At 40.9% G+C, this 23,888-nt stretch carries 22 protein-coding genes and 1 rRNA gene; 20 read left to right on the forward strand and 3 right to left on the reverse strand.

Annotated features, from left to right (window positions below; genetic code table 11):
- The 7 genes from rrf to CARFE_RS0108150 form a co-directional block, all read left to right on the forward strand.
- Positions 1–113, forward strand: a 5S ribosomal RNA gene (gene rrf, locus CARFE_RS0108120); the annotation flags it as partial.
- Positions 114–441: 328 nt separating this feature from the next.
- Positions 442–1,587, forward strand: coding sequence for an ABC transporter substrate-binding protein (locus tag CARFE_RS0108125; RefSeq protein WP_218852452.1), 1,146 nt, complete (start codon positions 442–444; stop codon positions 1,585–1,587).
- Positions 1,588–1,660: 73 nt separating this feature from the next.
- Positions 1,661–2,545 (forward strand): branched-chain amino acid ABC transporter permease, encoded by an 885-nt coding sequence (locus CARFE_RS0108130; protein WP_028052396.1) that lies wholly within the window; start codon positions 1,661–1,663, stop codon positions 2,543–2,545.
- A gap of 9 nt (positions 2,546–2,554) precedes the next feature.
- Entirely contained in the window at positions 2,555–3,523 is a 969-nt protein-coding gene (locus CARFE_RS0108135) for a branched-chain amino acid ABC transporter permease (protein WP_028052397.1), read from the forward strand.
- On the forward strand, positions 3,498–4,265 hold the full coding sequence (locus tag CARFE_RS0108140) for an ABC transporter ATP-binding protein (RefSeq protein WP_011345115.1): 768 nt from the start codon (positions 3,498–3,500) through the stop codon (positions 4,263–4,265). Before CARFE_RS0108135 ends, CARFE_RS0108140 begins: the two co-directional genes overlap by 26 nt.
- Positions 4,266–4,267: 2 nt before the next feature.
- Entirely contained in the window at positions 4,268–4,987 is a 720-nt protein-coding gene (locus CARFE_RS0108145; RefSeq protein ID WP_028052398.1) for an ABC transporter ATP-binding protein, read from the forward strand.
- Positions 4,988–5,133: 146 nt separating this feature from the next.
- On the forward strand, positions 5,134–5,970 hold the full coding sequence (locus CARFE_RS0108150; protein WP_028052399.1) for a PHP domain-containing protein: 837 nt from the start codon (positions 5,134–5,136) through the stop codon (positions 5,968–5,970).
- On the opposite strand, the gene CARFE_RS14735 is transcribed toward CARFE_RS0108150, so the two are convergent.
- Together CARFE_RS14735 and CARFE_RS0108160 are read right to left on the reverse strand one after the other, a co-directional pair.
- Positions 5,942–6,868: a DMT family transporter gene (locus tag CARFE_RS14735; RefSeq protein ID WP_011345112.1), complete on the reverse strand. Its 927-nt coding sequence runs from the start codon at positions 6,866–6,868 to the stop codon at positions 5,942–5,944. The two genes, CARFE_RS0108150 and CARFE_RS14735, sit on opposite strands and share 29 nt — an antisense overlap.
- 18 nt (positions 6,869–6,886) lie before the next feature.
- Positions 6,887–7,573 (reverse strand): DUF554 domain-containing protein, encoded by a 687-nt coding sequence (locus CARFE_RS0108160; RefSeq protein WP_028052400.1) that lies wholly within the window; start codon positions 7,571–7,573, stop codon positions 6,887–6,889.
- A gap of 122 nt (positions 7,574–7,695) precedes the next feature.
- Here CARFE_RS0108160 and recJ point away from each other — a divergent pair, with 122 nt between their 5' ends.
- The 8 genes from recJ (at position 7,696) to CARFE_RS0108200 (ending at position 18,130) form a co-directional block, all read left to right on the forward strand.
- The gene (gene recJ, locus CARFE_RS14740) at positions 7,696–10,260 is read left to right on the forward strand and encodes a single-stranded-DNA-specific exonuclease RecJ (protein ID WP_051250237.1); all 2,565 of its coding nucleotides are present in this window, start codon (positions 7,696–7,698) and stop codon (positions 10,258–10,260) included.
- 88 nt (positions 10,261–10,348) lie between these two features.
- Positions 10,349–12,448, forward strand: coding sequence for a RelA/SpoT family protein (locus CARFE_RS0108170; protein ID WP_154652744.1), 2,100 nt, complete (start codon positions 10,349–10,351; stop codon positions 12,446–12,448).
- 9 nt (positions 12,449–12,457) lie between these two features.
- Positions 12,458–12,895: a D-aminoacyl-tRNA deacylase gene (gene dtd, locus CARFE_RS0108175; RefSeq protein ID WP_028052401.1), complete on the forward strand. Its 438-nt coding sequence runs from the start codon at positions 12,458–12,460 to the stop codon at positions 12,893–12,895.
- 18 nt (positions 12,896–12,913) lie between these two features.
- The gene (locus CARFE_RS0108180; protein WP_028052402.1) at positions 12,914–13,537 is read left to right on the forward strand and encodes an MBL fold metallo-hydrolase; all 624 of its coding nucleotides are present in this window, start codon (positions 12,914–12,916) and stop codon (positions 13,535–13,537) included.
- Positions 13,538–13,616: 79 nt separating this feature from the next.
- Positions 13,617–13,727 carry an RCKP-type rubredoxin-like domain-containing protein gene (locus CARFE_RS0108185; protein ID WP_028052403.1) on the forward strand — a complete coding sequence of 37 codons (111 nt, stop codon included), beginning with the start codon at positions 13,617–13,619 and terminating at the stop codon, positions 13,725–13,727.
- Positions 13,728–13,799: 72 nt separating this feature from the next.
- Complete coding sequence (locus CARFE_RS0108190; protein ID WP_028052404.1) at positions 13,800–15,458, forward strand: sensor histidine kinase; 1,659 nt, start codon at positions 13,800–13,802, stop codon at positions 15,456–15,458.
- Entirely contained in the window at positions 15,455–16,210 is a 756-nt protein-coding gene (locus CARFE_RS0108195; protein WP_011345104.1) for a LytR/AlgR family response regulator transcription factor, read from the forward strand. The genes CARFE_RS0108190 and CARFE_RS0108195 overlap by 4 nt, the downstream gene beginning before the upstream one ends.
- A 132-nt stretch (positions 16,211–16,342) precedes the next feature.
- Complete coding sequence (locus CARFE_RS0108200; RefSeq protein WP_028052405.1) at positions 16,343–18,130, forward strand: carbon starvation CstA family protein; 1,788 nt, start codon at positions 16,343–16,345, stop codon at positions 18,128–18,130.
- 41 nt (positions 18,131–18,171) lie between these two features.
- On the opposite strand, the gene pepV is transcribed toward CARFE_RS0108200, so the two are convergent.
- Positions 18,172–19,569: a dipeptidase PepV gene (pepV, locus tag CARFE_RS0108205; protein WP_028052406.1), complete on the reverse strand. Its 1,398-nt coding sequence runs from the start codon at positions 19,567–19,569 to the stop codon at positions 18,172–18,174.
- 121 nt (positions 19,570–19,690) lie between these two features.
- Here pepV and CARFE_RS14745 point away from each other — a divergent pair, with 121 nt between their 5' ends.
- From CARFE_RS14745 to CARFE_RS16190, 5 genes are all read left to right on the forward strand, one after another.
- A complete protein-coding gene (locus CARFE_RS14745; RefSeq protein WP_051250238.1) occupies positions 19,691–20,632 on the forward strand; it encodes an AEC family transporter in 942 nt (313 codons plus the stop codon).
- A 34-nt stretch (positions 20,633–20,666) separates the two neighbouring features.
- Positions 20,667–22,619, forward strand: a complete 1,953-nt coding sequence (locus CARFE_RS0108215; RefSeq protein WP_028052407.1) for a molybdopterin-containing oxidoreductase family protein — start codon at positions 20,667–20,669, stop codon at positions 22,617–22,619.
- 84 nt (positions 22,620–22,703) lie between these two features.
- Entirely contained in the window at positions 22,704–23,012 is a 309-nt protein-coding gene (locus tag CARFE_RS16920) for a DNA adenine methylase (RefSeq protein WP_257020496.1), read from the forward strand.
- A gap of 25 nt (positions 23,013–23,037) precedes the next feature.
- The gene (locus tag CARFE_RS16925) at positions 23,038–23,628 is read left to right on the forward strand and encodes a DNA adenine methylase (protein WP_257020497.1); all 591 of its coding nucleotides are present in this window, start codon (positions 23,038–23,040) and stop codon (positions 23,626–23,628) included.
- A 43-nt stretch (positions 23,629–23,671) separates the two neighbouring features.
- On the forward strand, positions 23,672–23,839 hold the full coding sequence (locus CARFE_RS16190) for a hypothetical protein (RefSeq protein WP_179393707.1): 168 nt from the start codon (positions 23,672–23,674) through the stop codon (positions 23,837–23,839).
- The last annotated feature ends 49 nt before the right edge of the window (positions 23,840–23,888 follow it).

The raw sequence follows: 23,888 nt of genomic DNA on the forward strand, positions 1-23,888 counted from the left end.
GGTGGCCATAGCGGAGGGGAAACACCCGTTCCCATTCCGAACACGGCAGTTAAGCCCTCCAGCGCCAATGGTACTGGGACGATAGGTCCTGGGAGAGTAGGTCGCTGCCGGAAAAAACTCTAAAAGGGATAGGCAATCTGCCTATCCCTTTTTACTTTTATTCCTTCATGAAAATGGTGGTTCTCGGAACCGTCCCTGGAGTTGTGTATACAGAATATTTAGAAAAAATTTAAGAGAAAAATGAGAAAATTGTAGACAGGCTTTGTAAAATGAATATAATTTGTTATATAGGAAGATTTGCACATTATATTTGCACCCTTATAATGAGGGGAGGGGTGCGGAGGGCTGGGATGATTTAAATTAAAGAGCAAAACAATTTAGAAAAAACTGAAAAATTAAAAAGGAGGATGGTAGCAGGTGCGCAAAAGTTTTCTTACGGTAATGACGGTAGGTTTATTAGCGTTTTTACTTTTATTTACCTCCGCTTGTGGCAATAAGTCGAGTGAAAGTGACACTATTAAAATTGGAGCTAACTTGGAGCTTTCGGGAAACGTTGCTACTTTGGGTCAGTCTGGTTTAAATGGTATTATGTTAGCGGTTGAAGAAATTAATAACTCCGGTGGCGTTCTGGGCAAGAAAATTGAAATTGTCAAGTACGATAATAAGTCGGATAACACCGAGGCAGCCTCTGTAGCTACCCGTTTAATTACGCAAGATAAAGTTGTCGCCATTATCGGTTCGATGACTTCCGGTAATACCCTTTCTTACGTTAATATAGCAGAGACCAATAAAGTTCCGGTTATTTCCCCTTCGGCAACTAACCCGGATGTAACCGTTGATCCCAAGACCGGCAAAGTGCGGGAATACATTTTCCGGACTTGCTTCATTGACCCCTTCCAGGGAACTGCCATGGCAAAGTTTGTGTTGAACGACTTAAAACTTAAGAAAGTTGCTGTTTTAAAGGATAATACTGCTCCTTATTCCGTTGGTTTGGCCAAATTCTTTGTGGAGGCTTTTAAAGCTGGTGGTGGCGAGATTTTAGCCGATGAAAACTATACCACCCAGGACCAGGATTTCCGTTCCGTCTTAACCAAAATTAAAGGTTTAAATCCTGAATTTATTTATGTGCCGGGTTATTATGAGCAAGTGGGTCAAATTGTAAAACAAGCCCGGGAGCTTGGTATCAATGTTCCGATGGGTGGCGGTGACGGTTGGGACTCTCCGAAATTGGTAGAAATTGCCGGTGCTGCTGCGCTTAATAATACCTTCATTACCAACCACTATTCATCGTTAATGCCTGACCCGAAAGTTCAGGACTTTGTGAAGAAGTATAAGGAAAAATACGGTAGCGAGCCGGATGCTATGGCAGCAGTAGGTTACGATACGGTATTGGTGCTGGTAGATGCTATTAAACGGGCTGGAGAGGCAACACCCGAGAAGATTAAAGAGGCTTTGAAAACCACCAAAGATGTAGAAGGGGTTACTGCTAAAATTTCCCTGGATGAAAACCATAATGCTGTTAAAGGTTTGGTTATTTTAGAATATAAAGATGGTAAGCAGACCTATAAGGCATACGTAAATCCATAAATTTGAGCACTGCGGGGGAAGGGAATGTCCCTTCCCCTAAAAAAATGAACTCTTAAGGTTAGGGGTGGCCAAAATGACGGAATTTATCCAGCAGTTGATAAACGGAATATCTGTAGGAAGCATTTATGCTTTAATTGCCCTGGGATATACCATGGTTTACGGTATTATAAAACTCATAAACTTTGCTCACGGCGATGTTTATATGCTTGGTGCTTTTGTTGGGCTTTATGCGACCGCGGTTTTAAAAATGTCGTTTGTTCCGGCGTTGATTGTTTCCATGATTGTTTGTGCAATTTTGGGGATTATTATCGAAAGGTTAGCTTACCGGCCGTTAAGAAATTCTCCCAAGATAGTAATTTTAATCACGGCGATAGGTGTTTCGCTCCTTTTGGAGTATACCACCATGTTTTTCCTGGGCCCCCAGCCTCGAGCTTTTCCGGAGGTTTTTAAACAAGTTTCTTATCCGTTGTTGGGGGGAAAAGTTACCATCTCCAATCGGGAAATTTTGATTATTGTTGTTACCATTATTTTAATGCTTCTATTGCAATACATTGTTCATAATACCAAAATTGGTAAAGCGATGCGGGCGGTTTCTTATGATATGCAGGCCGCACGCTTAATGGGGATAAATGTAGATACGACAATATCCATCACCTTTGCGATTGGTTCTGCCCTGGCAGCAGCAGCAGGGGTGCTGGTTGGGGTATATTACAATAAGGTCTTTCCTTTAATGGGCATAATGTTTGGTTTGAAAGCTTTTGTTTCTGCGGTTTTAGGGGGAATAGGAATTATTCCGGGAGCAATGACCGGGGGCTTAATTTTGGGGATTACCGAATCTTTGGTAAGCGGCTATGGAAGTTCTCTTTACCGGGATCCGGTGGCTTTTGTCATTTTAATTATCATCTTGTTAGTCAAACCATCCGGCATATTCGGTAAAAACGTCCGGGAGAAAGTGTAGGTGAAACGGATGCTGAAAAACTGGCTTACGAAGGAAAATCTCACTGTAACGGTTTTACTGGTAGTGTTAATGTTAGGAGTTCAGGTTTTGTACTCCGCAGGAATTTTAAGCCCCTTTGTCATGTTAAACTTAATTATTATCGCTATAAACATTATCCTGGCGGTCAGTTTAAATTTAGTGGTTGGCTTTACCGGTCAGTTTTCTATAGGTCATGCGGGGTTTATGGCTTTAGGTGCTTATGCCTCGGCTATTATGACTTTAAACTTTAATGCTCCTTTTATTGTCTCCCTTTTAGTAGGAGCAATAGTTGCCGGTATTGGAGGTATAATTATTGGTATACCTACCCTGCGTTTAAAAGGTGACTATCTGGCAATAGCTACTCTGGGACTTGCGGAAATTATCCGCGGGGTAATAACCAATATCGATTATCTTGGCGGTGCTTATGGACTGATGGGAATAACACAGCGGACCAACTGGCTCTGGGCCTTTGGTTGTATGCTGGTTACGGTTATGGTAATTAAGAATTTTGTCCAATCCAGTCATGGTCGGGCCTGTATCTCCGTTCGTGAAGATGAAATTGCAGCGGAAGTGATGGGTATCAATACTACTAAATATAAAGTTATCGCTTTTACCATGGGTTCGTTTTTTGCGGGAATTGGTGGAGCGCTTCTGGCGCACTACATTACCTTTATTGAACCCAACGCTTTTAACTTCTTAAAATCCTTTGATATTTTAGTGATGGTGGTTTTGGGCGGACAGGGAAGCATTACTGGCTCCGTGGTAGCGGCAATTGTCTTAACTTTAATTTCTACCTTTTTACAGAGTTTGGCAGAATTACGGCTTATTATCTATGCGATAATCTTAATCTTGGTTATGTTGTTTAGACCCCAGGGACTTCTTGGGACCCACGAATTATCCTTTAAGCTTTTGCAGAGGAAGAGGGGTGTAAGTCATGGCAACCATTCTGCAAACGCATAGCCTGGGGATTAGTTTTGGAGGATTAAAAGCGGTTCAGGATTTAAATCTTACCTTAAATGAAGGGGATTTAGTTGGGTTAATCGGTCCCAACGGTGCTGGTAAAACAACGGTATTTAACCTTTTAACGGGGATTTACCTGCCAACTACCGGCGATATCATCTTTAAAGGTGAAAGTATCGTAGGTTTAAAGCCGTATGAAATTGCAGCCAAAGGCATAACCCGTACTTTCCAGAACATTCGCCTTTTTAGCGAGCTTTCGGTTTTAGAAAACGTTTTGATTGCCCGGCATTTGCATGCTCCTTATAATATGGTTCATGCTATTCTCCGCCTCGGGAAGTACTACCGGGGAGAAAAAGAAATGCGGGATGAAGCTTATGAGCTTTTAAAAATCATGAACTTAGCCCATAAAGCGGAAGAAAAAGCCAAAAACCTGCCTTATGGAGAGCAGCGGCGGTTGGAAATTGCCCGGGCGCTGGCAACACATCCTTCTTTGCTGCTCTTGGACGAACCGGCAGCGGGTATGAACCCGCAGGAAACTACCGAGCTTATGGAATTAATTGGCTTTATTCGGGATAAGTTTAACTTGACTATTCTTTTAATTGAACACGACATGCACCTTGTAATGAACATCTGTGAGCGGATTTACGTTTTGGATTACGGCATAAATATAGCTCACGGTACCCCGGAAGAAATTAAGAACAATCCCCGGGTCATTGAAGCATATTTGGGAGAGGGGGCATAACTGTGAGCGGAAAAGAAGTATTAAGAATCGAAGATTTAAATGTTTTTTACGGAGCTATTCATGCTTTAAAGGGAATTTCCATTACCGTGAATGAAGGGGAAATAGTTACCTTAATTGGGGCAAACGGCGCCGGAAAAAGTACTACCTTAAATACGATTTGCGGATTGGTAAAACCCAAATCGGGAAAGATAATCTTTGAAGGTGAGGATATTACCGGCAAAGCCGCCCACGAAATTGTCAAAAGGGGAATCAGTCAGGTGCCTGAAGGCCGGCGGGTTTTTGCCAATATGTCGGTTTTAGAAAATTTAGAACTGGGGGCGTATCTGTTAAAGGATAAGGCGGAATTTAAACGTAGATTAAACCGGGTATTTGAGCGGTTTCCAAGACTTGCGGAAAGGAAGGGGCAACTGGCTGGCTCGCTTTCCGGTGGTGAGCAGCAAATGCTGGCTATGGGCCGGGCGTTGATGTCTGCCCCGCGCCTTATGCTGTTGGATGAACCATCTATGGGTTTGGCTCCCCTTTTAGTTAAAGAAATTTTTGCCATTATTAAAGAGTTAAACGAGCAGGGGACGACAATTCTTTTAGTGGAGCAAAACGCTCATATGGCGTTATCTATTGCCCATAAAGGCTATGTTTTGGAGACCGGAAAAATTGTATTATCTGGCCCTGCCCGGGAGCTGGCGGAAGACCCGCAGGTCAAAGCAGCCTACTTAGGTGGCTAAGATACGTTGGGAGCAGTTCTTTTAAAAAGAGCTGCTCTTTTTCTTTTTGACGGTTTTTTAGTATAATTTAAAAAAATGAAGCAGGGACCTTAAGCTGTTTTTGGCTTTCCGAAACAAGGTAATATATCTTAAAGAAGGAGGATTTTATGATTGATCTGCACACCCATACTACTGCTTCCGATGGTACATGTACTCCCGAAGCTTTAGTTAAACTTGCTCAAAAGGAAGGGCTTAAGATTTTGGCTGTTACCGACCATGATTCTGCTGCCGGAGTTATTGAGGCGGTAGAGGCTGGAAAAAAGTATGGAGTTAAAGTAATTCCCGGAGTGGAAATAAGTGTGGTTTTTGAGCCAACGGAAATGCATATTTTGGGCTATGGTATAGATGTGAACGACCAGATTTTTGCAGAAGCGCTCACAAAACTTAAGGAAAACAGGGAGCGACGCAACCCGAAAATGTTAGCCAAATTACGAGAACTGGGGTTTGAGATTACTTTGGAAGAAGTAATTGCCGAAGCCGGAGGAGATATAGTCGGTAGGCCCCACATGGCCCGGGTTTTGTTAAAAAAGGGGTATGTTTCTTCAATTGATGAAGCCTTTAGCAAATATCTTGGCAAAGGGTGTCCGGCTTATGTTCCGAAGGAAAAATTAACCCCTAAACAAGCTATAAATATTATAAAAAAAGCCGGTGGACTTACCTTTTTAGCCCATCCGGTGTACTTAGAAAAAGATGACGAGGGCTTAAAAAAAATTTTAGAGGAATTGATAAGTTATGGTTTGGATGGAATTGAAGCTTATTATACCTACCACAATGAAGAACAAACCAGGCTGTACCTGGAATTAGCCGGTAAGTATAATCTTTTAATATCCGGTGGCAGTGATTTTCACGGGGAAAATAAGCCTGAAATCCTCCTGGGTCGGGGGCTTGGAAATCTAAAAATTCCCGAAGAAAAAGTTAGCTGGATAAACTGGTTTCTTTATTAGCAGGAAGGGAGATAAAGCCGTAACTTCCTTCTAAAACACCCAAAATTACCAGTAACCCTCCCAGTACTCGGGGAAGGGTTATTTTTTCTCCCAAAAAAACGGCAGATAAAATCAAGGTAAAGATAGGAATTAAATTAATAAAAAGTGCTGATTTTTGAGCACCTACTTTTTTTATTCCGAGATTCCACCAAAAGAAAGCGAGAACCGTAGGGAATACAGCTAAATGAATGATTAAAAGATAACTTTTTAACGATATTTTTAACATATTAACGTGTTGCATTTCCCCGATTCCCCAGGGAAGAAAGAAAATAGCACCAAAGAAAATACTAAAAGCAGTTGTTGCTAAAGGGGAAACCGTTCCCATAACCTTTTTGCTGATAACGGAATAAATTGCCCAGGAAATTACCGCTCCGAAAAGTAAAAAGCGGGTAGGTTCAAGCGGTCCTTGAAAGTAAGTTAAAGGATGACCTTCCGAAATGACAAGTAAAACTCCGATGAAAGAAATTATCAGTCCTAATATTTTTTCAAACGTAAGTTTTTCTTTTAAGAAAAGAGCAGCCAACAGCGAAACAACAATGGGGTTGACGGCAATAACCAGCGAGCTGTCGGAAGCGGGATTGAATTTTACGCCGAAAAAGAAAAAGAGGTTATAGAGAAAAATCCCGGTAAATCCCATGATAACAAGATACAGGTAATTTTTTAACCCGTAACGCCGGTTTTTTTCCCGGTATAAAGCAAGGGGCATAATTATTAGGCCGCTTAGTAAAAACCGGAGGGTCGCAGCAACTACCGGAGGCACTTCCCTGACCACTTCCCGGGCGGCAACAAAGGCACTGGCCCAAAGCATTGCAACTATAACCAGTAAAATATAAGTTAAACCGAGGTTTTTCTTTTCCATATTTCCATCCTTCCTTATTTAGCTTAAAAAGCGCAAAGCGGGCTCAAAGACGAAGACAAAGATCAGTGCCGGGAGGTAATTTCCTATTTTTAGCTTGGTTAAGTTTAACATGTTCGTACCGATCCCGATTATAAGTATACCACCGGTGGCGGTGAGTTCATTAACTATTGCCGGCGTTAAAAAGCCTTTAATAAGCCCGGCAAAAAGGGAAATACTTCCTTGATAGATTAGTACTGGAAAAGCGGAAAAAATGACACCTTTTCCCAGCGTCGCTGCAAATATAATTGAAGAAATACCGTCTAAAAGGGATTTAATAAAGAGAATTTGGTGGTTATTATTTAAACCATCTTCAATTGCTCCCATAATCGCCATAGCTCCCACGCAGAAAACTAAAGTGGCGTAAACAAAGCCCCGGGCAAAGTCTCCTCCACTTTCGGAAAAACGTTTCTCAAGTTTTTGACCTAAAGAGTTAAGACCCTTTTCTATTCCCAAAAACTCCCCCACCAGGCCTCCCAGTACCAGGCTTAAAATTACTACCAAAAAGTTTTTCGAGGTGATAGCCATTTGGATACCAACGACTACTACTGATAAGGCTAAAATGTTCATTACTATTTCCTTATAGTTTTCAGGCAGGCTCTTTTTAAAAAATACACCGATACTTCCGCCAAGAAGGATGGCAATAAAGTTTACAATTGTTCCCAGCATCTTTCCCCCTCCTGAAATAAAATTGAAGATAATAATTTAAATTTGTAAGTAATATATAGTAAAATACTAACATAGAATAGTAATTTTGGGTATAAATAATTAACTAAATTTTGGAGGATTAAATGGAAAAAAAGAACTGGCTTATTTTTGAAACTTCGCATTTGGGAGAAAAGTATCTGGAGGATTTTTTTAGGATAGAGCCTTTAACGGCTAAAATGCTGGTAAATAGGGGTATTTTCCACCCGCGAGGGGTACGGCGGTTTTTCTGGGGAAATATTGATGATACATATTCCCCCTATTTATTAAAGGATATGGAAAAAGCTGTCAAGTTAATTCTTTCAGGACGGAACACAGAAAAATTTTTAATTTACGGGGATTACGATGCCGATGGCCTTACTTCCACCGCCCTTCTTTACGACTTTTTGCGAAAAAGGGGCTTTAATGTAGACTGGTATATTCCCAATCGTTTGGATGAAGGATATGGCCTTCATCTCCCACCTCTGGTGAAAGCTTTAGAAGAGGGGATTAGTTTTATCATTTCTGTTGACTGTGGGATAACAGCTGTGGATGAAGTTAAAACGGTAAGGGAAATGGGGGCAAAGGTGGTTATAACCGACCACCACGAGCCCCAGGAAGAAATTCCAGTAGCGGAGGCGGTAATTAATCCCAAGCAAAAAGATTGTCCTTACCCTTTTAAGGGCTTGGCGGGGGTTGGTGTTGCTTTAAAACTGGTTTTGGCTTTAGGAATGGCTCTGGGGGAGCGGGAAGAGGATATTTTAGACCAGTATTTGGACCTCTTTACCGTTGGAACGGTAGCAGATATTGTACCCCTTGTGGATGAAAACCGGATTTTTGTAATTGAAGGATTAAAAAGGCTTGCTGCTACCGGGCGTCCCGGATTAAAAGCTTTGAAAGAAGTAGCTCAATTAAACCGGGAAGAAATAACTACCCGGGATGTTGGGTTTATATTATCTCCCCGTTTAAATGCTGCCGGGCGCTTGAAGGATCCTGCTTTAGCTTTTGAATTGTTGATTGAAGAAAACTACGAGCGAGCTTTAGCTTTAGCCTACCGCCTTTCCGAAGAAAACCAGAACCGCCAGGGAATCGAAGCGGAAATTTTTAAGGCGGCGGTGGAAACAATTGAAAGGGAAGTGGATTTAGACCGGGAAAAAATTCTCATTATAGGTGGAGATGGCTGGCATCCCGGCGTAATTGGAATTGTTGCTTCGAAGCTCATGGAAAAATATTACCGTCCGGTGATTTTAATAAGTTTTGACGGGGAAGAAGGTAAAGGTTCTGGCCGGAGCGTTTTTGGTTTTAACTTGTTTGAGGCTTTAAAAGCGGTAAAGGATTATCTAACCCATTTTGGTGGCCACGAGCGGGCGGTGGGGGTAGGGGTCCTAAAATCCCGCTTTTTGGAGTTTAAAGAAGCGCTGCTGGCTTATGCCGAAAAACATTTACCGGACGAGCTTTTACTGCCCAAAATAGAAGTGGAAGAGGTTGTGGGTGAAAATGATTTAAATTTAAAGATTTCGGATGAAATTGCGCTTTTTGCTCCCTTTGGAGAACAAAATCCCGAACCGCTTTTTTTAATTAAAGGTGGCCAAATTAGGGGAGCTCAAGCCGTTGGGAAAAACGGAAATCACCTAAAGTTTAATGTAAAGCTTAACCGGGAAATTTTTAGTTCCATTGCTTTTTCTAAAGGGGATTATTTAGAGTTTGTCTACCAGCAGAACGAAGTAGATTTAGCGTTTATTCCCCAACCCAATCGGTTTAACGGTAAAACGGAACTGCAACTAAATGTCAAGGAAATTGCTCCGGGGGAAGGGCGTATTTTTAAAGTTAAAAAAATAAAGGAAAAAGAGTTAAATACCATTGAAGAAGAGTTATCCCTTTTAGCAAAACCGTATTGTTATAAGTTTGCCAACCATCCGGAAAAAGTAAGTTTTGCCCGGAGAATTAACAAGTTAAACCAAAGGGAGTTTAGTTTTATAAAACTTGCGGGAACAAAGAAAACGTTAGTGGTTACAGCTAATCTTGCGGAAATGTACGGTCAGGCCCTGGAACTGTGGGAAAATGGTTTTACTTTATTACCGTACTGTCCTGAACTAAGGGAAACTTTTAAAGAGAAAGCCCTGAAAAAATACCGGGAAACGGGAATATTACTTACTTCCGAGCAGTATTTGCCGGAAGCATTAAACTTTACCTTTGAACAAATAATTTTTACAACTCCGCCGCTTCTTTTAGATGTTACCATTCCGCTGCTTACGGATTATTCGGGCAGTCTGGGAGTTTTGGCTAACAAAGAAGATCTAAAAATACTTTATCTGCGGCTTGTGCGAATTTTACCCCAGAGGGATAAAATTGCCAAAGTTTATATGGCTTTGCGGCAAAAACTTTTAACGGGAAATCCCTTTACTTTTTCTGAGAAAGAGCTGTTTTTTAATGCTTTTGGTGATGAAATGAGGGTGAAAGATGATTACTTGCTTTTAATTAGCATTCTTAAAGTTTTAACAGAATTAAACTTAATAAAAATTTGGGAAGAGGACGGTAAAAAATGGGTATTTTTGTTTCCACCTCCCCAAGATAAAATAAATCTGGAAATTTCCAGCACCTATGCCCGGGCCAAGGAATACGAGCAAAACCTTCGGGAGTATTTTAAGGTTTTTTATCCGGATGTGTTATAATAAAAGACAAAAAACTTAAAGAGAAAGGGGTGAGGATGTGCTTTCGCTGGAAGCTCTTTTAAAAAAAATAAAGAATTATAATAACAACATGGACGAAGAATTAATTAAAAAAGCTTATAACTTTGCGGCAGAGGCGCATGCCGGGCAAAAGAGGGCTTCCGGGGAAGATTACATCACCCACCCCTTGGCGGTTGCATTTATTTTAGCGGGTTTGCAGATGGATGATGAGACAATTGCTGCCGGATTACTCCACGATGTAGTGGAAGATACGGCTTATACCATTGAGGATATAGCCCGGGAGTTCGGGGAAGAAGTTGCCAATTTAGTTGATGGAGTTACCAAGTTATCCCGGATAGAGTTTAAAAATAAAGAAGAGCAGCAGGTAGAAAACTTAAGAAAGATGTTTTTGGCCATGGCCAAGGATATCCGGGTAATATTAATAAAGCTTGCCGATAGACTGCACAATATGCGCACTTTAAAATATCACAATCCGGAAAAACAAAAGGAAATTGCCCGGGAAACTTTGGAAATTTTTGCTCCCCTGGCCCATAGACTGGGAATTTACCGGATTAAGTGGGAACTTGAAGATTTGGCTTTCCGCTATTTAGATCCGGATAATTATTATGACATTGTCGAAAAAATCGCCAAAACCAGGGCCAAGAGGGAACAGTATATCCAACAGGTTATTTCTATCTTAGAAGAAAAATTAAAGTCATATAATATTAAAGCCAAAATTGAAGGACGTCCCAAGCATTTATACAGCATTTTTCAAAAAATGCGGGAACAGCAAAAAGATTTTAGCGAAGTTTACGATGTCATGGCGGTTCGGGTGATTGTGGAAAGTGTCCGGGACTGTTATACGGTGTTGGGTATTATCCATACCATGTGGATTCCGGTCCCGGGACGCTTTAAGGACTACATCGCCATGCCGAAGTCTAATATGTACCAGTCCCTGCATACTACCGTTATTGGACCTTTTGGCGAGCCCCTGGAAATCCAGATTCGGACTTTTGAAATGCACCGCACTGCCGAATACGGTATTGCTGCTCACTGGCGGTATAAAGAAGGAGGTAAAGGCGACAAAAAGTTTGACGAAAAGCTATCGTGGCTACGCCAGATCCTCGAGTGGCAGCGGGAACTTAAAGACGCCCGGGAGTTTATGGAAACCCTTAAAGTTGATATTTTTTCCGATTCTGTTTTTGTTTTTACTCCCAAGGGCGATGTGGTTGAGTTACCGGCGGGGTCGGTGCCGATTGATTTTGCCTACCGCATTCATACTGACGTGGGAAATAGGTGCGTTGGGGCCAAGGTAAACGGCAGGCTGGTACCGTTAGATTATCAGTTAAAAAATGGTGATATTGTTGAGATTATTACCAAGCAGGGAGCCGCTCCAAGTAGAGATTGGCTGAAAATAGTTAAAACTTCCCATGCCAAAGGAAAAATTAAATCGTATTTCAAAAAGACCCAGAGGGAAGAGCTGGCCCTTAGAGGCCGGGAGTTAATTGAAAAAGAAATTAAGAAACTGGGCTTAAACCCCGAAGAGTATTCTTTAGAAAAAATATCCGAAGTAGTTAAAAAATTAAATTTTCATTCTCTGGAAGATTTATTTGCTGCTGTTGGCGATGGAACTGTAACTCCCAATACCGTTCTTAATAAAATTCGTGAAGGCCTTCCCAGGACTGAAAAAAGTATTGAAGAAAGGGTAATAAAGGAAAGCAAAGCTACCCTTAATAAGCCAACCCGGGGCTTAGTGGTGCGGGGAGAAGCGGATTTAATGGTTCGCCTTGCCCAGTGCTGTATGCCCGTACCGGGGGACCCTATTGTTGGCTATGTAACCCGCGGACGGGGCGTTTCGGTGCATCATACTAACTGCCGGAACGTTGAATATTTTCGGCGCCACGAACCGGAGCGTTTGGTAGAAGTGAACTGGGAAGGGGCTATTGAACTTCCCTTTACAGTCCGTCTGGAAATTCGCGGTCATGACCGGGCCGGTTTTTTAAATGACATCTTGGGGGTATTGGCCGAACAAAAAATTAGTGCCAATTATGTATCCGGTCGGAGTACCAAAAATGGTGGAGCTGTGGTGGATTTGGCTCTGGAGGTAAAAAATATCAATCAATTAAAACAAATTACCGATAAATTAGAAAAGGTTAGAGGGGTCACCGAAGTTTATCGGGTAAATAAATAGGAGGGTTATATGCGGGCAGTAGTGCAAAGGGTTAAACGTGGGAAAGTTACCGTTGACGGACAGGTTGTTTCCGAGATAGGACCAGGCCTGGTTGCTTTGGTTGGGATACGACAGGGGGATGGGGAGAGAGTGTGCCGGTATCTTGCGGAAAAGTTAGTAAATTTACGTATTTTTGAAGATGAAAAGGGAAAATTTAATTACAGTGTCAAAGATGTAGGAGGCGAGATTTTAGTCGTTTCGAATTTTACCGTTTACGGTGATACCCGTAAAGGACGCCGCCCAAGCTTTACCGAGGCAGCCCCACCGGAGGCTGCCCGGGAGGTATTTGAAAGATTTTTAGATATACTAAAAGAACAAGAGGTTTCGGTAAAAAGCGGGATTTTTCAGGCGACGATGGAAGTGGAAATAATTAACGATGGTCCTGTTACGGTTATTGTGGAAAGTTAATTGGGTGAGGTGAAAAGGGTGCAGATAAAAACTTTAACGGTGGGGGTAATTGCTGCTAACTGTCATATAGCGTGGTGCGAGAAGACGGGCGAGGCTGTGGCAATTGACCCCGGCGGTGATGGAGATAAGATCCTGAGATTTATCGATCAGAATGGCTTAAAACTAAAATATATCGTTTTAACCCACGGTCATGGCGATCACATAGCGGCAGTGGATGAGGTGCGCAACAAAACCGGTGCGAAAGTTTTAATCCATCCCAAAGATGCCCCGATGCTTCTTGATCCCAGCAAGAATTTATCGGGCTTTTTAGGAGGAGCGGTGAAGCTGGCGCCGGCAGACCAGGAAGTAGTGGACGGTGATGAAATAATTTTTGGTGGAGAAAAGCTTAAGGTACTCCATACCCCCGGACATACTTTGGGGAGCATTTGTATATACGGCTGTGATGTCCTCTTTTCCGGGGATACCTTGTTTTTTGGTTCGGTAGGTCGGGTAGATTTTCCCGGTGGTTCCTGGGAAAAGTTATTAAAATCCATCCGGGAGAAAATTTTTACCCTGCCCGAAGATACCCGGGTGCTTCCAGGACACGGCCCGGAGACTACCGTAGGGTATGAAAAGGAGCATAATCCTTTTTTAAAGGATTAATGAAAATACTCTTTTCAAGAAAAATAGATTTGCTATAATAGTAATAGTTATTAAATAAAATTAAATGGAGGGTTCTCAAATGGCAGTCTTTGTATGTGAAAAGTGCGGTTATGAAAAAGAAACCCGGTGTAAACCGAGAAAATGTCCTCAGTGCGGTGAAAGCAATACTTTTAAGAAAAAAGAAGCATAAAACAATTTTAAAAACGAGGTGGTAGGATGCCGCCTCATTTTTATTTAGAGGTTTTATTTAGAGGGTGAGAACATGAATGAATTGTTTATAAATTTAATTGAAAGGTTAAGCGTCATCATTACTTTAGCCTTTTTTGTTTCCAAAACCAGACTTTTTCGCAATATTCTCCAACAGGAATTAACCATTCGCCAAAAGTTGGGTCTAATTTTGGGGTTTGGACTTTTTGGAATTATCGGGACTTACTGGGGGATACCGATTAAAGGGGCTATTGCTAACTCCAGAGTAGTAGGGCCTGCTATTGCCGGTATAATTGGAGGGCCTGCCGCAGGTTTGCTGGCAGGTTTAATTGCCGGAGTGCACCGGGCCTGGCTGGGTGGTTTTACGGCAGTGGCTTGTGGCATATCTACAACCGTTGAGGGATTAATTGCCGGGGTCTTGGCCCGGCGTTTTCCGGAAAAAAGGTTTAATGTAGTTTTTGGTATTTTAACCGGTATGTTTATCGAAACGTTACAAATGATTATTATTTTACTTTTAGCCCGGCCCTTTGAAGATGCCCTTAGTTTAGTAAAAGTAATTGGACTGCCAATGATTTTGGTAAACGGTATAGGTATAGGGGTTTTTCTTTTAATATTAGAAAGCACGGTGAAAGAAAAAGAGCATATAGGAGCGGTTTATGCGGAAAAGGCTTTAAATATTGCTAACGAAACCTTACCAATTTTAAGGGAAGGTTTAAATGAGGAAACGGCTTTTAAGGTTGCTCAAATTATTTTAAGTAAAACCGATGCTGATGCTGTTGCCCTTACCGATAAAAACATTATATTAGCTCATGTCGGCAGTGGCGAAGATCACCATTTAAGCGGCACACCAATAAAAACAGCTGCTACCGCTAAAGCTTTAAATAACGGGGAACTAACCGTAGTTTTAAATAAGGAGGCTATAGGCTGCAGCAATTCCAATTGTAAATTGGCGTCGGCAGTGATAGCTCCTTTATTTATTAGAAACGAAGTGGTGGGGGCATTAAAGCTTTATTACAATAAACCGGATAAAATTGGTGAGTTTACCATTATTTTTATTGAAGGATTATCCCGTTTAATTTCCACCCAGCTGGAATTATCAATGCTGGAACATCAGGCAAAGCTTTTGGCCAGGGCTGAATTAAAAGCCCTGCAAGCTCAAATCAATCCTCACTTTTTGTTTAATTCTCTAAATACCATAGTAGCTCTTTGCCGAAAAAATCCCGATCAGGCCCGGGAGTTGATAATAAAGCTTAGCGAATATTTCCGGCGGAATTTAAGGGAATGGGAGCCTTTAATACCCTTGGCGGAAGAATTAAAAAATGTGGAATTGTATCTCACCTTTGAAAAAGCACGATTTTCTGATAAGTTACAGGTAAATTTAAATATAGATGATAAAGTAAAAGAAGTTATGGTTCCTCCCTTTGCCGTGGAAACGTTGGTAGAGAATGCTGTCAAGCACGGCATTTTGCCCAAAAAGGGTGGATTAGTTCAAATAAATGCCAAACTTCAGGATAACAAAGCGGTAATTGAGATAGTGGATAATGGTGTTGGTCTTAGGGGGGACGTAAAAGTTGGAGTTGGACTTTCCAATCTAAAAGAAAGATTAAGGAATCTTTTCCGGGAAGAAGGGCAATTTTACTTATATTCCAGGGAAGATGGGGGCACGATATCCAGGTTAATAATTCCTCTTTTAAGCAAGGAGGCTTTAAGATGATCACAGCGGTTGTGGTGGATGATGAACCTTTAGCCCGGGAAGAACTAAAGTATTTATTGGAAGAAACTGAAAGGGTTGAAGTTATCGGGGAAGCAGATTCGGGTGAAGAGCTTTTTGAGGTTTTAAGGGACCGAAAACCGGATGTGGTTTTTTTGGATATTGAAATGTACGGTTTAAACGGTTTAGACGTAGCCTTGGAGCTTTTAAAGGAAAAAGATCCCCCGTTAATTGTTTTTGCCACTGCTTACGACCAATATGCGGTAAAAGCCTTTGAATTAAATGCCTTGGATTATCTATTAAAACCTTTTTCTGCAGAAAGGGTAAAGCTGACTTTGGAAAAAATTGAGGAAAAGTTAAGAGATAAAGAGATATACAAACAGAAGATGTGGCAGAGTATCCAAGCCATTGCTCCACAGCAAAAAGTGTTTATTCAGACTGCGGATAAAATTTTACCGCTCAAAAGAGAGGAAATATATTTCGTTGAAGCTCAGGGGAGATATGCCCGGCTAAGGTTAAAAAATAAGTGGGTCATGTGCCGGCATTCTCTTTCGGAATTAGAGGATATGCTCGGCGAAAAAAATTTTGTAAAAGTTCATAAGAGCTTTTTGGTAAACTTTGAGCAGATAAAAGAAATTATTCCGCTTTTTGGTGGGGGATTGATTTTAAGAATGGGAGATGATGGAGCCAGTGAGGTGCCGGTAGGCAGGACTTTTCTGAAAAGCTTTAAAGAAAAAATTGGGTTAAACATATAAAACAAATATTACAAAGTTTTCGACAGTTATTGCAAAAATTCAACATTATATTACAAAATTATATGCAAAGGTAAGGGTTGTCCCTTAAATTAGGTTAGGGAATAATAATTATTATTTGAAGGGGTGAGTTTTGTGAGTGCCTTAGAACTTATCATTGGGGCAGCCCTTATTTTAGTTTTAGCTTACCGGTTTTACGGGAGTTTTCTGGCGGCTAAGGTTTTAACCTTGGATGAAATGCGGAAAACTCCTGCTGAAAAATACAACGACGGTAAAGATTATGTGCCGATGAACAAATGGGTTGCCTTTGGTCACCATTTTGCGGCAATTGCCGGAGCAGGACCGCTGGTGGGTCCGGTTTTAGCGGCGCAGTTTGGTTATCTTCCGGGAACCCTCTGGATTTTAATTGGATCGGTTTTAGCTGGTGCCGTGCATGACATGGTGGTCTTATTTGCCTCCATTCGCCACGGTGGCAAAAGTTTGTCGGAAATTGCCAAAAAGGAAGTGGGCCCTGTAGCAGGGGTTGCAACCGGTATTGCGGTATTTTTCCTCATTATTTTAACTATGGCCGGTTTGGGCCTGGTGGTAGTTAATGCGTTATTTAAAAACCCCTGGGGTGTCTTTACCATTGCCATGACCATTCCCATAGCAATATTTATTGGTCTTTATATGCATAAGATTCGTCCCGGAAAAATTGGTGAAGCATCCCTTATTGGCGTTATCTTGGTTCTTTTAGCGGTATTCCTTGGACCGTATGTCAAAAATTCGTTCTTAGCTCCGTACCTGACTTTATCGGATAAAACACTGGAAATTTTACTTCCGGCCTATGGCTTTTTAGCAGCAGCTTTGCCGGTATGGCTTTTATTAGCACCGCGGGATTATTTAAGCTCCTACATGAAAATCGGAACGATTTTGGCACTGGCATTGGGAATTATAATAGTTAATCCCCAAATTCAAATGCCGGCATTTACGAAATTTATCCATGGCGGCGGTCCGATAATTGGTGGCAAAGTATGGCCGTTTATTTCTATCACCATAGCCTGTGGAGCTATTTCCGGTTTCCATGCTTTGGTCAGTTCCGGAACTACGCCGAAAATGATAGCAAACGAGAAAGATATTAAAATTGTCGGCTATGGTGCCATGTTAACGGAAGCTTTTGTGGCTTTAATGGCCTTAATTGCTGCTACTACTTTAATGCCGGGTGATTACTTTGCCATCAACACCAAGCCGGAAATTTTTAAAACGTTGAATATGCCGGTAGTTCACTTACCAGAACTTTCTAAACTTGTAGGTGAGGATGTTGCAGGACGGCCCGGTGGAGCTGTATCCCTGGCGGTTGGGATGGCCAACATTTTTGCAAGTATCCCGGGTTTAAAACACTTAATGGCTTACTGGTATCAATTTGCCATCATGTTTGAGGCTCTGTTTATCTTAACTACCATTGACGCTGGTACCCGGGTAGCAAGGTATATTGCTCAAGACTTACTGGGAATGATTTATGAGCCAATTAAAGAAAGTAAATCAACTGTTTTAGCTGTAGTTTTAAGTGCCTTTGTTTCCTTTGCCTGGGGTTATCTAATTTATGGTGGAGATATTAAAACTATCTGGCCGGTGTTTGGGGTAGCCAACCAAACTATTGGGGTTTTAGCGTTAGCTATTGGAACTTCAATGATATTACAGAAGAGTCAAAAGCGGATTTATGCGCTGACTACTTTCTTACCAATGACCTTCCTTTTTGTCACGGTAATGGATGCTGGTATTATAAATCTTACCAAAGTTTATCTCCCGCAGGGGCAAATGGTACCAGCAGTTTTAGTAGCAATAATGTTGTCTTTAGCGATTATCGTTATGGTAAGCTCAATTATCAAGTGGCTGAATATTTTAAGTAAGCCGCATCAACCAGAAGTAGCTGTTGAAAATTAAAGAATTAAAAGCCCTGAAGCTAAAAGCTTCAGGGCTTTTTGCTACTTAATTAATTCATAAATCGCTGCGGCATATATCTTGGTTATCTGAATTAAATGGTCGATATCGATATACTCGTCTTTTTGGTGGGCAAGTTCTTCCATGCCCGGGAATAGAGGACCAAAAGCAACGGCGTTGGGAATAGCCCGGGCATAAGTGCCGCCGCCAATGGCGATTAACCGGGCGGGCTCGCCGGTTTTTTCTTCATAAACTTTTTTAAGTTTCTGCACCAAGAAATGGTCTTCGGGTACGTATAAGGGAGCCATATCGGAGATATCTTTTAAGTAAATGCCGGTACCGGAAATTTTCTCTTCTAAGATTTTTAAGAGATCTTCTTTTTTATAGGTAACCGGGTAGCGAATATTTAAAGCAGCGTAAGCTTCTTTTTCGGTAAGCTCTAAGACGCCGAGGTTGAGGGTAAGATTACCTGAAACGTTATCCGAGAGTTTTAACCCAATATTTTCTCCGTTATAAGTTAAACCTATTTTTTCAGCTAAGAAATTTAAGTAGGCGGAAATATCGTCCCCGGGCAGAGGCAGAGTGGTCAAAAATACTAAAAGCTGGGCTATGGCGTTTTTACCCTTTTCCGGAAGGCTACCGTGCGCCGAAATGCCGTAGGATTTAATGGTAAGGGTGTTGCCTTCAATTACCGCTTCCATCTTAAAACCTTTTTCCTTTTTATAATTTTCCAGAGCATCGGAAGCGGTTTTTAGAGCTTTTTCACTTCCTTCTAAAACCGCTACGGCAAAATCCGGCACCATGTTGGCCCGAAGACCGCCCTTAAAGGATTTTAACACTAACTCGCCGTTTTTTAGGTTAGAAAACTCCCGGGCAAGTTTTAAAGTCAAAATCCCTTTTTCGGCATAAATGATGGGAAATTCGGCATCCGGGGCAAAACCAAGCTGGGGAATTTCTTCATGTTCCCGGTAGTAATCCATGCAGGCCCATCCGGATTCTTCGTTTAAACCGTAAATAATCCGTACTCGTTTGGAGACCGGAAGGTTTAAATCCTTTATTGCTTTTAGGGCATAAAGGCAGGCAACCGCCGGGCCTTTGTTATCTACCGTACCCCGGCCGTAAATCCGGTTATTGACAATGACACCACCGTAAGGGTCATAGCTCCAGCCGTCTCCTTCGGGCACCACATCTAAGTGGACGAGGATACCTACTAACTCCTTCCCCTGACCGTATTCAGCATAGCCGGCATAGCCGTCCACATTTTTTGTCGTAAATCCCATTTTGGCGGAGTCAGCGAGAGCCTTTAAGAGAGCCTGGTTTACACCTTCGCCAAAGGGCATTCCGGGCTTTGGTTCTCCTTCCACGCTTTTAATTTTTATCCATTCTTGAGTGGTGCGAACAATATCTGCCTTCAGGCTTTCAATGTAACTGTCTAAATTCACTTCATACCCTCCTTTTAGCATAATTATAGTTGTATACAATCATATCTTAACTTTTTTGCTGACTTTTTAAAAGAGATTTTGTTAAGATATATGATATAAAAACAAAAAATGGAGGCAAGGAATGGAAGCAGTATTCAATCAGATACTGGTTTTTGGAGTTTATTTGCTTTTAGGGTTTATTCTTAAAAAGAAGCGATTTTTTAGTGAAAATACAGACGCGGCTTTTGGCGACTTAGTTGTTTTTATTACCCTGCCGAGCCTGATTGTTTCTGCAATGCAGTTTCCTTTCAGTAAAAAGCTTTTACTGGATAGTTTACTGCTTTTAGTTATCTCTTTTTCTTATTACTTTCTTGTTACCATTTTTGCCGAAGTAGTGGTGAAATTTTTCCGTTTATCCCGGGAAATTGCCGGGGTTTACAAGTTTATCCTTATTTTTTCCAACGTTGGCTTTATGGGATATCCTCTTTTACATGCCATTTACGGAAAAATTGGTGTTTTTCAGGCTGCCCTTTATAATATCGGTTTTCAAGTTTTTAACTGGACCGTAGGGATTGCTTTATTAAAGGGAGAGAGTATTAAAACCATTTTTAGCCGGGAAGAGATAAAAAAGATGTTTATCAATCCAGGAATTATAGCGGTGGCTATAGGGTTTTCGTTCTTTTATTTTTCAGTAAAATTGCCCTTATTTTTGGGACAAGCTTTAAAAGAGATTGGCGAGGTAACCATGCCTCTCTCAATGATTTTGGTGGGTTCGATTTTAGGGGAACTGTCCTTTAAGGAAATTTTAACCGATTTTAAACTTTGGATACTGGCTATTATTAGGTTAGTAGTAATTCCCGCTTTAACTTTTGGAATATTATTTTTTACTGGAAATAGAGGGGTAATGCTTGCAATTCCTGTAATCTTAGCAGCAATGCCAGCGGCGGCCAATACTGCTATTTTTGCCAATAAATACGGCGGTGACGCGGTCAAAGGAGCTCAAGGAGTATTTATTTCTACTTTTTTATCTTTATTTACTCTTTTGGGATGGATGTATTTTTTAAATTATTTAAAGGTTATTTAAAACTCCAATTTCAGAACAATAAGGGGGCATATAAATGAAATTTTCCACAACCTGTACCTTAAACTGCTATGATTCCTGCCGGGTTGAGGTAACGGTAGAAGATGGTCGGGTGGTAAAAGCTTTGGGGGACAAAAACCATCCTTTAACCCGGGGCTTTCTTTGCCCAAAATTTAAAAAAGTAATTGAGAGGACCTATTCTCCGGACCGTTTAACCCAGCCCCTTTTAAAAGAAAAGGGTAGTTTTCGGAAAATTTCCTGGGAAAAAGCTTTTGCTATTTTAACGGAAAAAATCGGTGAGTTATATGCAAAAGGGGAAACCCTTTCGATTTTACATTTATACGACCATGGTTCCGGAGGTTATTTAAAGCGCTTAGATGAACGCTTCTTTAATTGCCTGGGGGGAGTTACCCACCCTTCCGGCAGCCTTTGCTGGGGTAGCGGCTATGAGGCAATGCAAAGAGATTTTGGAGCTCCGACTTTAGGTGAGTACCACGATTTGATAAACAGCAAGGCTATTATTCTCTGGGGGCGGGATCCGGATACTACGAACTTGCATCTACTGCCATTTTTAAAGGAGGCAAAAGAAGCCGGGGCAGAGATTGTGGCGATAAATCCCCTTAAAATAAAGGTAGCAATTGGAAGGCATATTTCTCTAAAACCGGGAACCGATGGCCTTTTGGCTTTGGGAATAGCCCGTCTTTTAATAAGTGAAGGGCTCTACGACAAAGCTTTTGTTAAAGAAAAGGTTATAAATTTTGAAGAGTTTTCAAGGCTTACCGAAGAAATAACGGTAGAAAAAGTTTTAAAAGAAACCGGAATAAGTGAAGACGATTTAGCTTATCTTGCAAAACTTTTTGCTTTTAAAAAGCCGATTGCCGTTTTGTACGGCTATGGACTTCAGCGCTACCAAAACGGCGGTAACACCGTGCGGGCGATAAATGCCCTTTTAGCGATTACCGGTAATGTGGGGATTAAAGGCGGTGGACCTAACTATGCCCATCCTCTCTGGAAACCTTATTTTGGTAGCATTGTAAAGGCTGAAGAAAAAGTGCGGGAGAGGTACTTTCCCTGGCCGGTAATGGCCAATTCGATTCTTGCGGCAGAACCACCTATCAAGCTTATTTTTGTAACCCGCTCCAATCCCTTGAACCAGGCGCCGGATACCAAGAGGATGAAAGAGGCCTTTTATAATGTTCCCTTTAAAGTTACCGTAGACTTTTTCTTAACCGATACCGCTTATGCTTCGGACTTGATAATCCCTGCTACCTCGGTCTTTGAGGAAGAGGATATTGTATTTAGCTCCTGGCATTATTATTTAAGCTATTTGCCCAAAATAGTTACTCCGCCCAATGGTATGCTTACGGAAGTGGAGTTTTGGAATGAATTGGCTAAGAAAATTGGCCTTAAAAACTTTGAACCAAAAACAGCCCGGGAATTTATCATAGAAGCTTTAGAACCGCTAAAACCTTTAGGGATTACCTTTGAGGTGTTAAGAGAAAAAGGTTATGTCCGCCACCCCCTGGCGCCGTTTACTTTTAGTGACGGGAAGTTTTTAACTCCTTCTGGAAAAATTGAGTTAATGGCCGGGAAAGGACCGGGGCTTTATCAGGCTTATGATTCGCTAACCGCCAAGAAATTTCCTTACCGGCTTTTGACAGTCCATCCTAAAGATTATTTACATTCGCAATTTCATAACCTGGAATCGGCGGAGTGGGGAACAAAACCGCGGGTGGTCATTCATCCTTCTACCGCTACCCGCCATAATCTTGATAATTTAGCAGAAGTACGGGTAAAGACCGTTACCGGTGAAATTACAGGTTTGGTGAAAGTATCCGACCGGGTGCGGCCGGATACGGTGGTGATTGAAGAAGGGAGCTGGGGAATAGACGGCGGCGGGGTAAATGTTTTAACACCCCAGGTCCGTCCGGATATGGGGGATGGAGTGCCTTTTTATGACGTGCTGTGCAATATTGAAGCGGTGGAGTGAAAATTTTTATAGCTAAGTTAGTCTTATTTAGGCTAAAATGTTGTTAGAAACCATTTTCCTAAACACAAAAGGGGAGATTTAGTTTTGGTAATTGCAAAAAATTTTTTAATAACCGAATATGCAAGACCCTTTGTGAAATGGGCTGGAGGAAAAGGACAATTACTTAACACCTTAGAAAGATATTATCCTCTTAAACTACTTCAAGGGGAAATAAAGCGTTATATCGAACCTTTTGTGGGTGGTGGAGCTGTATTATTTAATATTTTACAAAAATTTAATATCGAGGAAGCGTATATTTTTGATATAAATGTTGATTTGATAAATGCTTATAAGGTAATTAAATTTAATGTTGATGAATTGGTGTATTATTTAAAATCATTAGAAATATTATAATTTAGACAATGATAATAGAAAAAAAATGTATTACGAGATAAGAGATGAGTATAATTCTAAAGTTAGTAGTATAGACCACATAGATATTGAAAGAGCTGCTAAGTTTATTTTTCTTAATCGCACTTGTTTTAATGGGCTTTACAGGGTTAATAAAGAAGGCAAATTTAATGTTCCTTATGGTGATTATAAAAATCCAACTATCTGTGATGAAAGAAATCTTTACTTGGTAAGTTCACTATTACAAAAGGTTCAAATTTTTGCTGGTGATTATCGGGAAAGTGCTAAGTATATTTCAAAAGATAGTTTTGTCTATTTTGACCCCCCATACCGTCCGTTAAATAAAACTTCTAATTTTACATCATATAGTAAAAGTGATTTTACAGATAAAGACCAAATTGAACTTGCCCGGTTTTATGCCCAAATGAACGAATTAGGTGCTTTTCTTCTTTTAAGTAATTCTGACCCCAAGAATGAAGACCCAAATGATAATTTTTTTGATGATTTATATAAAGATTTTAATATTTATCGGGTTATGGCAAGAAGATCGATAAACTCAGATGGGCGAGGTAGAGGATTAATAAAGGAATTGCTTATCACTAATTATAAGGTGGAATAAGGGTTTAGGTGATTTTAGACATAGGGCAGGGGTTGTAGTAAAAATGGCTAAAAAAATGAACTGTAAATATTGCGGAGAAAAAATAAATAAAACTGAATATCCAGTACATTTAGAACTTTTACATCCTGAAGTGTATCAAAATTTAGTTGTTGCAATTAAAAGAGAGCATGAGAAGGGAAATAGTATTAAAGAAATAGCAAATAATTATTGAATGCTTGAAGAGGTAATTAAAGAAATATTTAAGTTGTGAAAAATCAATG

This window comes from Carboxydothermus ferrireducens DSM 11255 (assembly GCF_000427565.1).
In the GTDB taxonomy this organism is placed as follows: domain Bacteria; phylum Bacillota; class Z-2901; order Carboxydothermales; family Carboxydothermaceae; genus Carboxydothermus; species Carboxydothermus hydrogenoformans.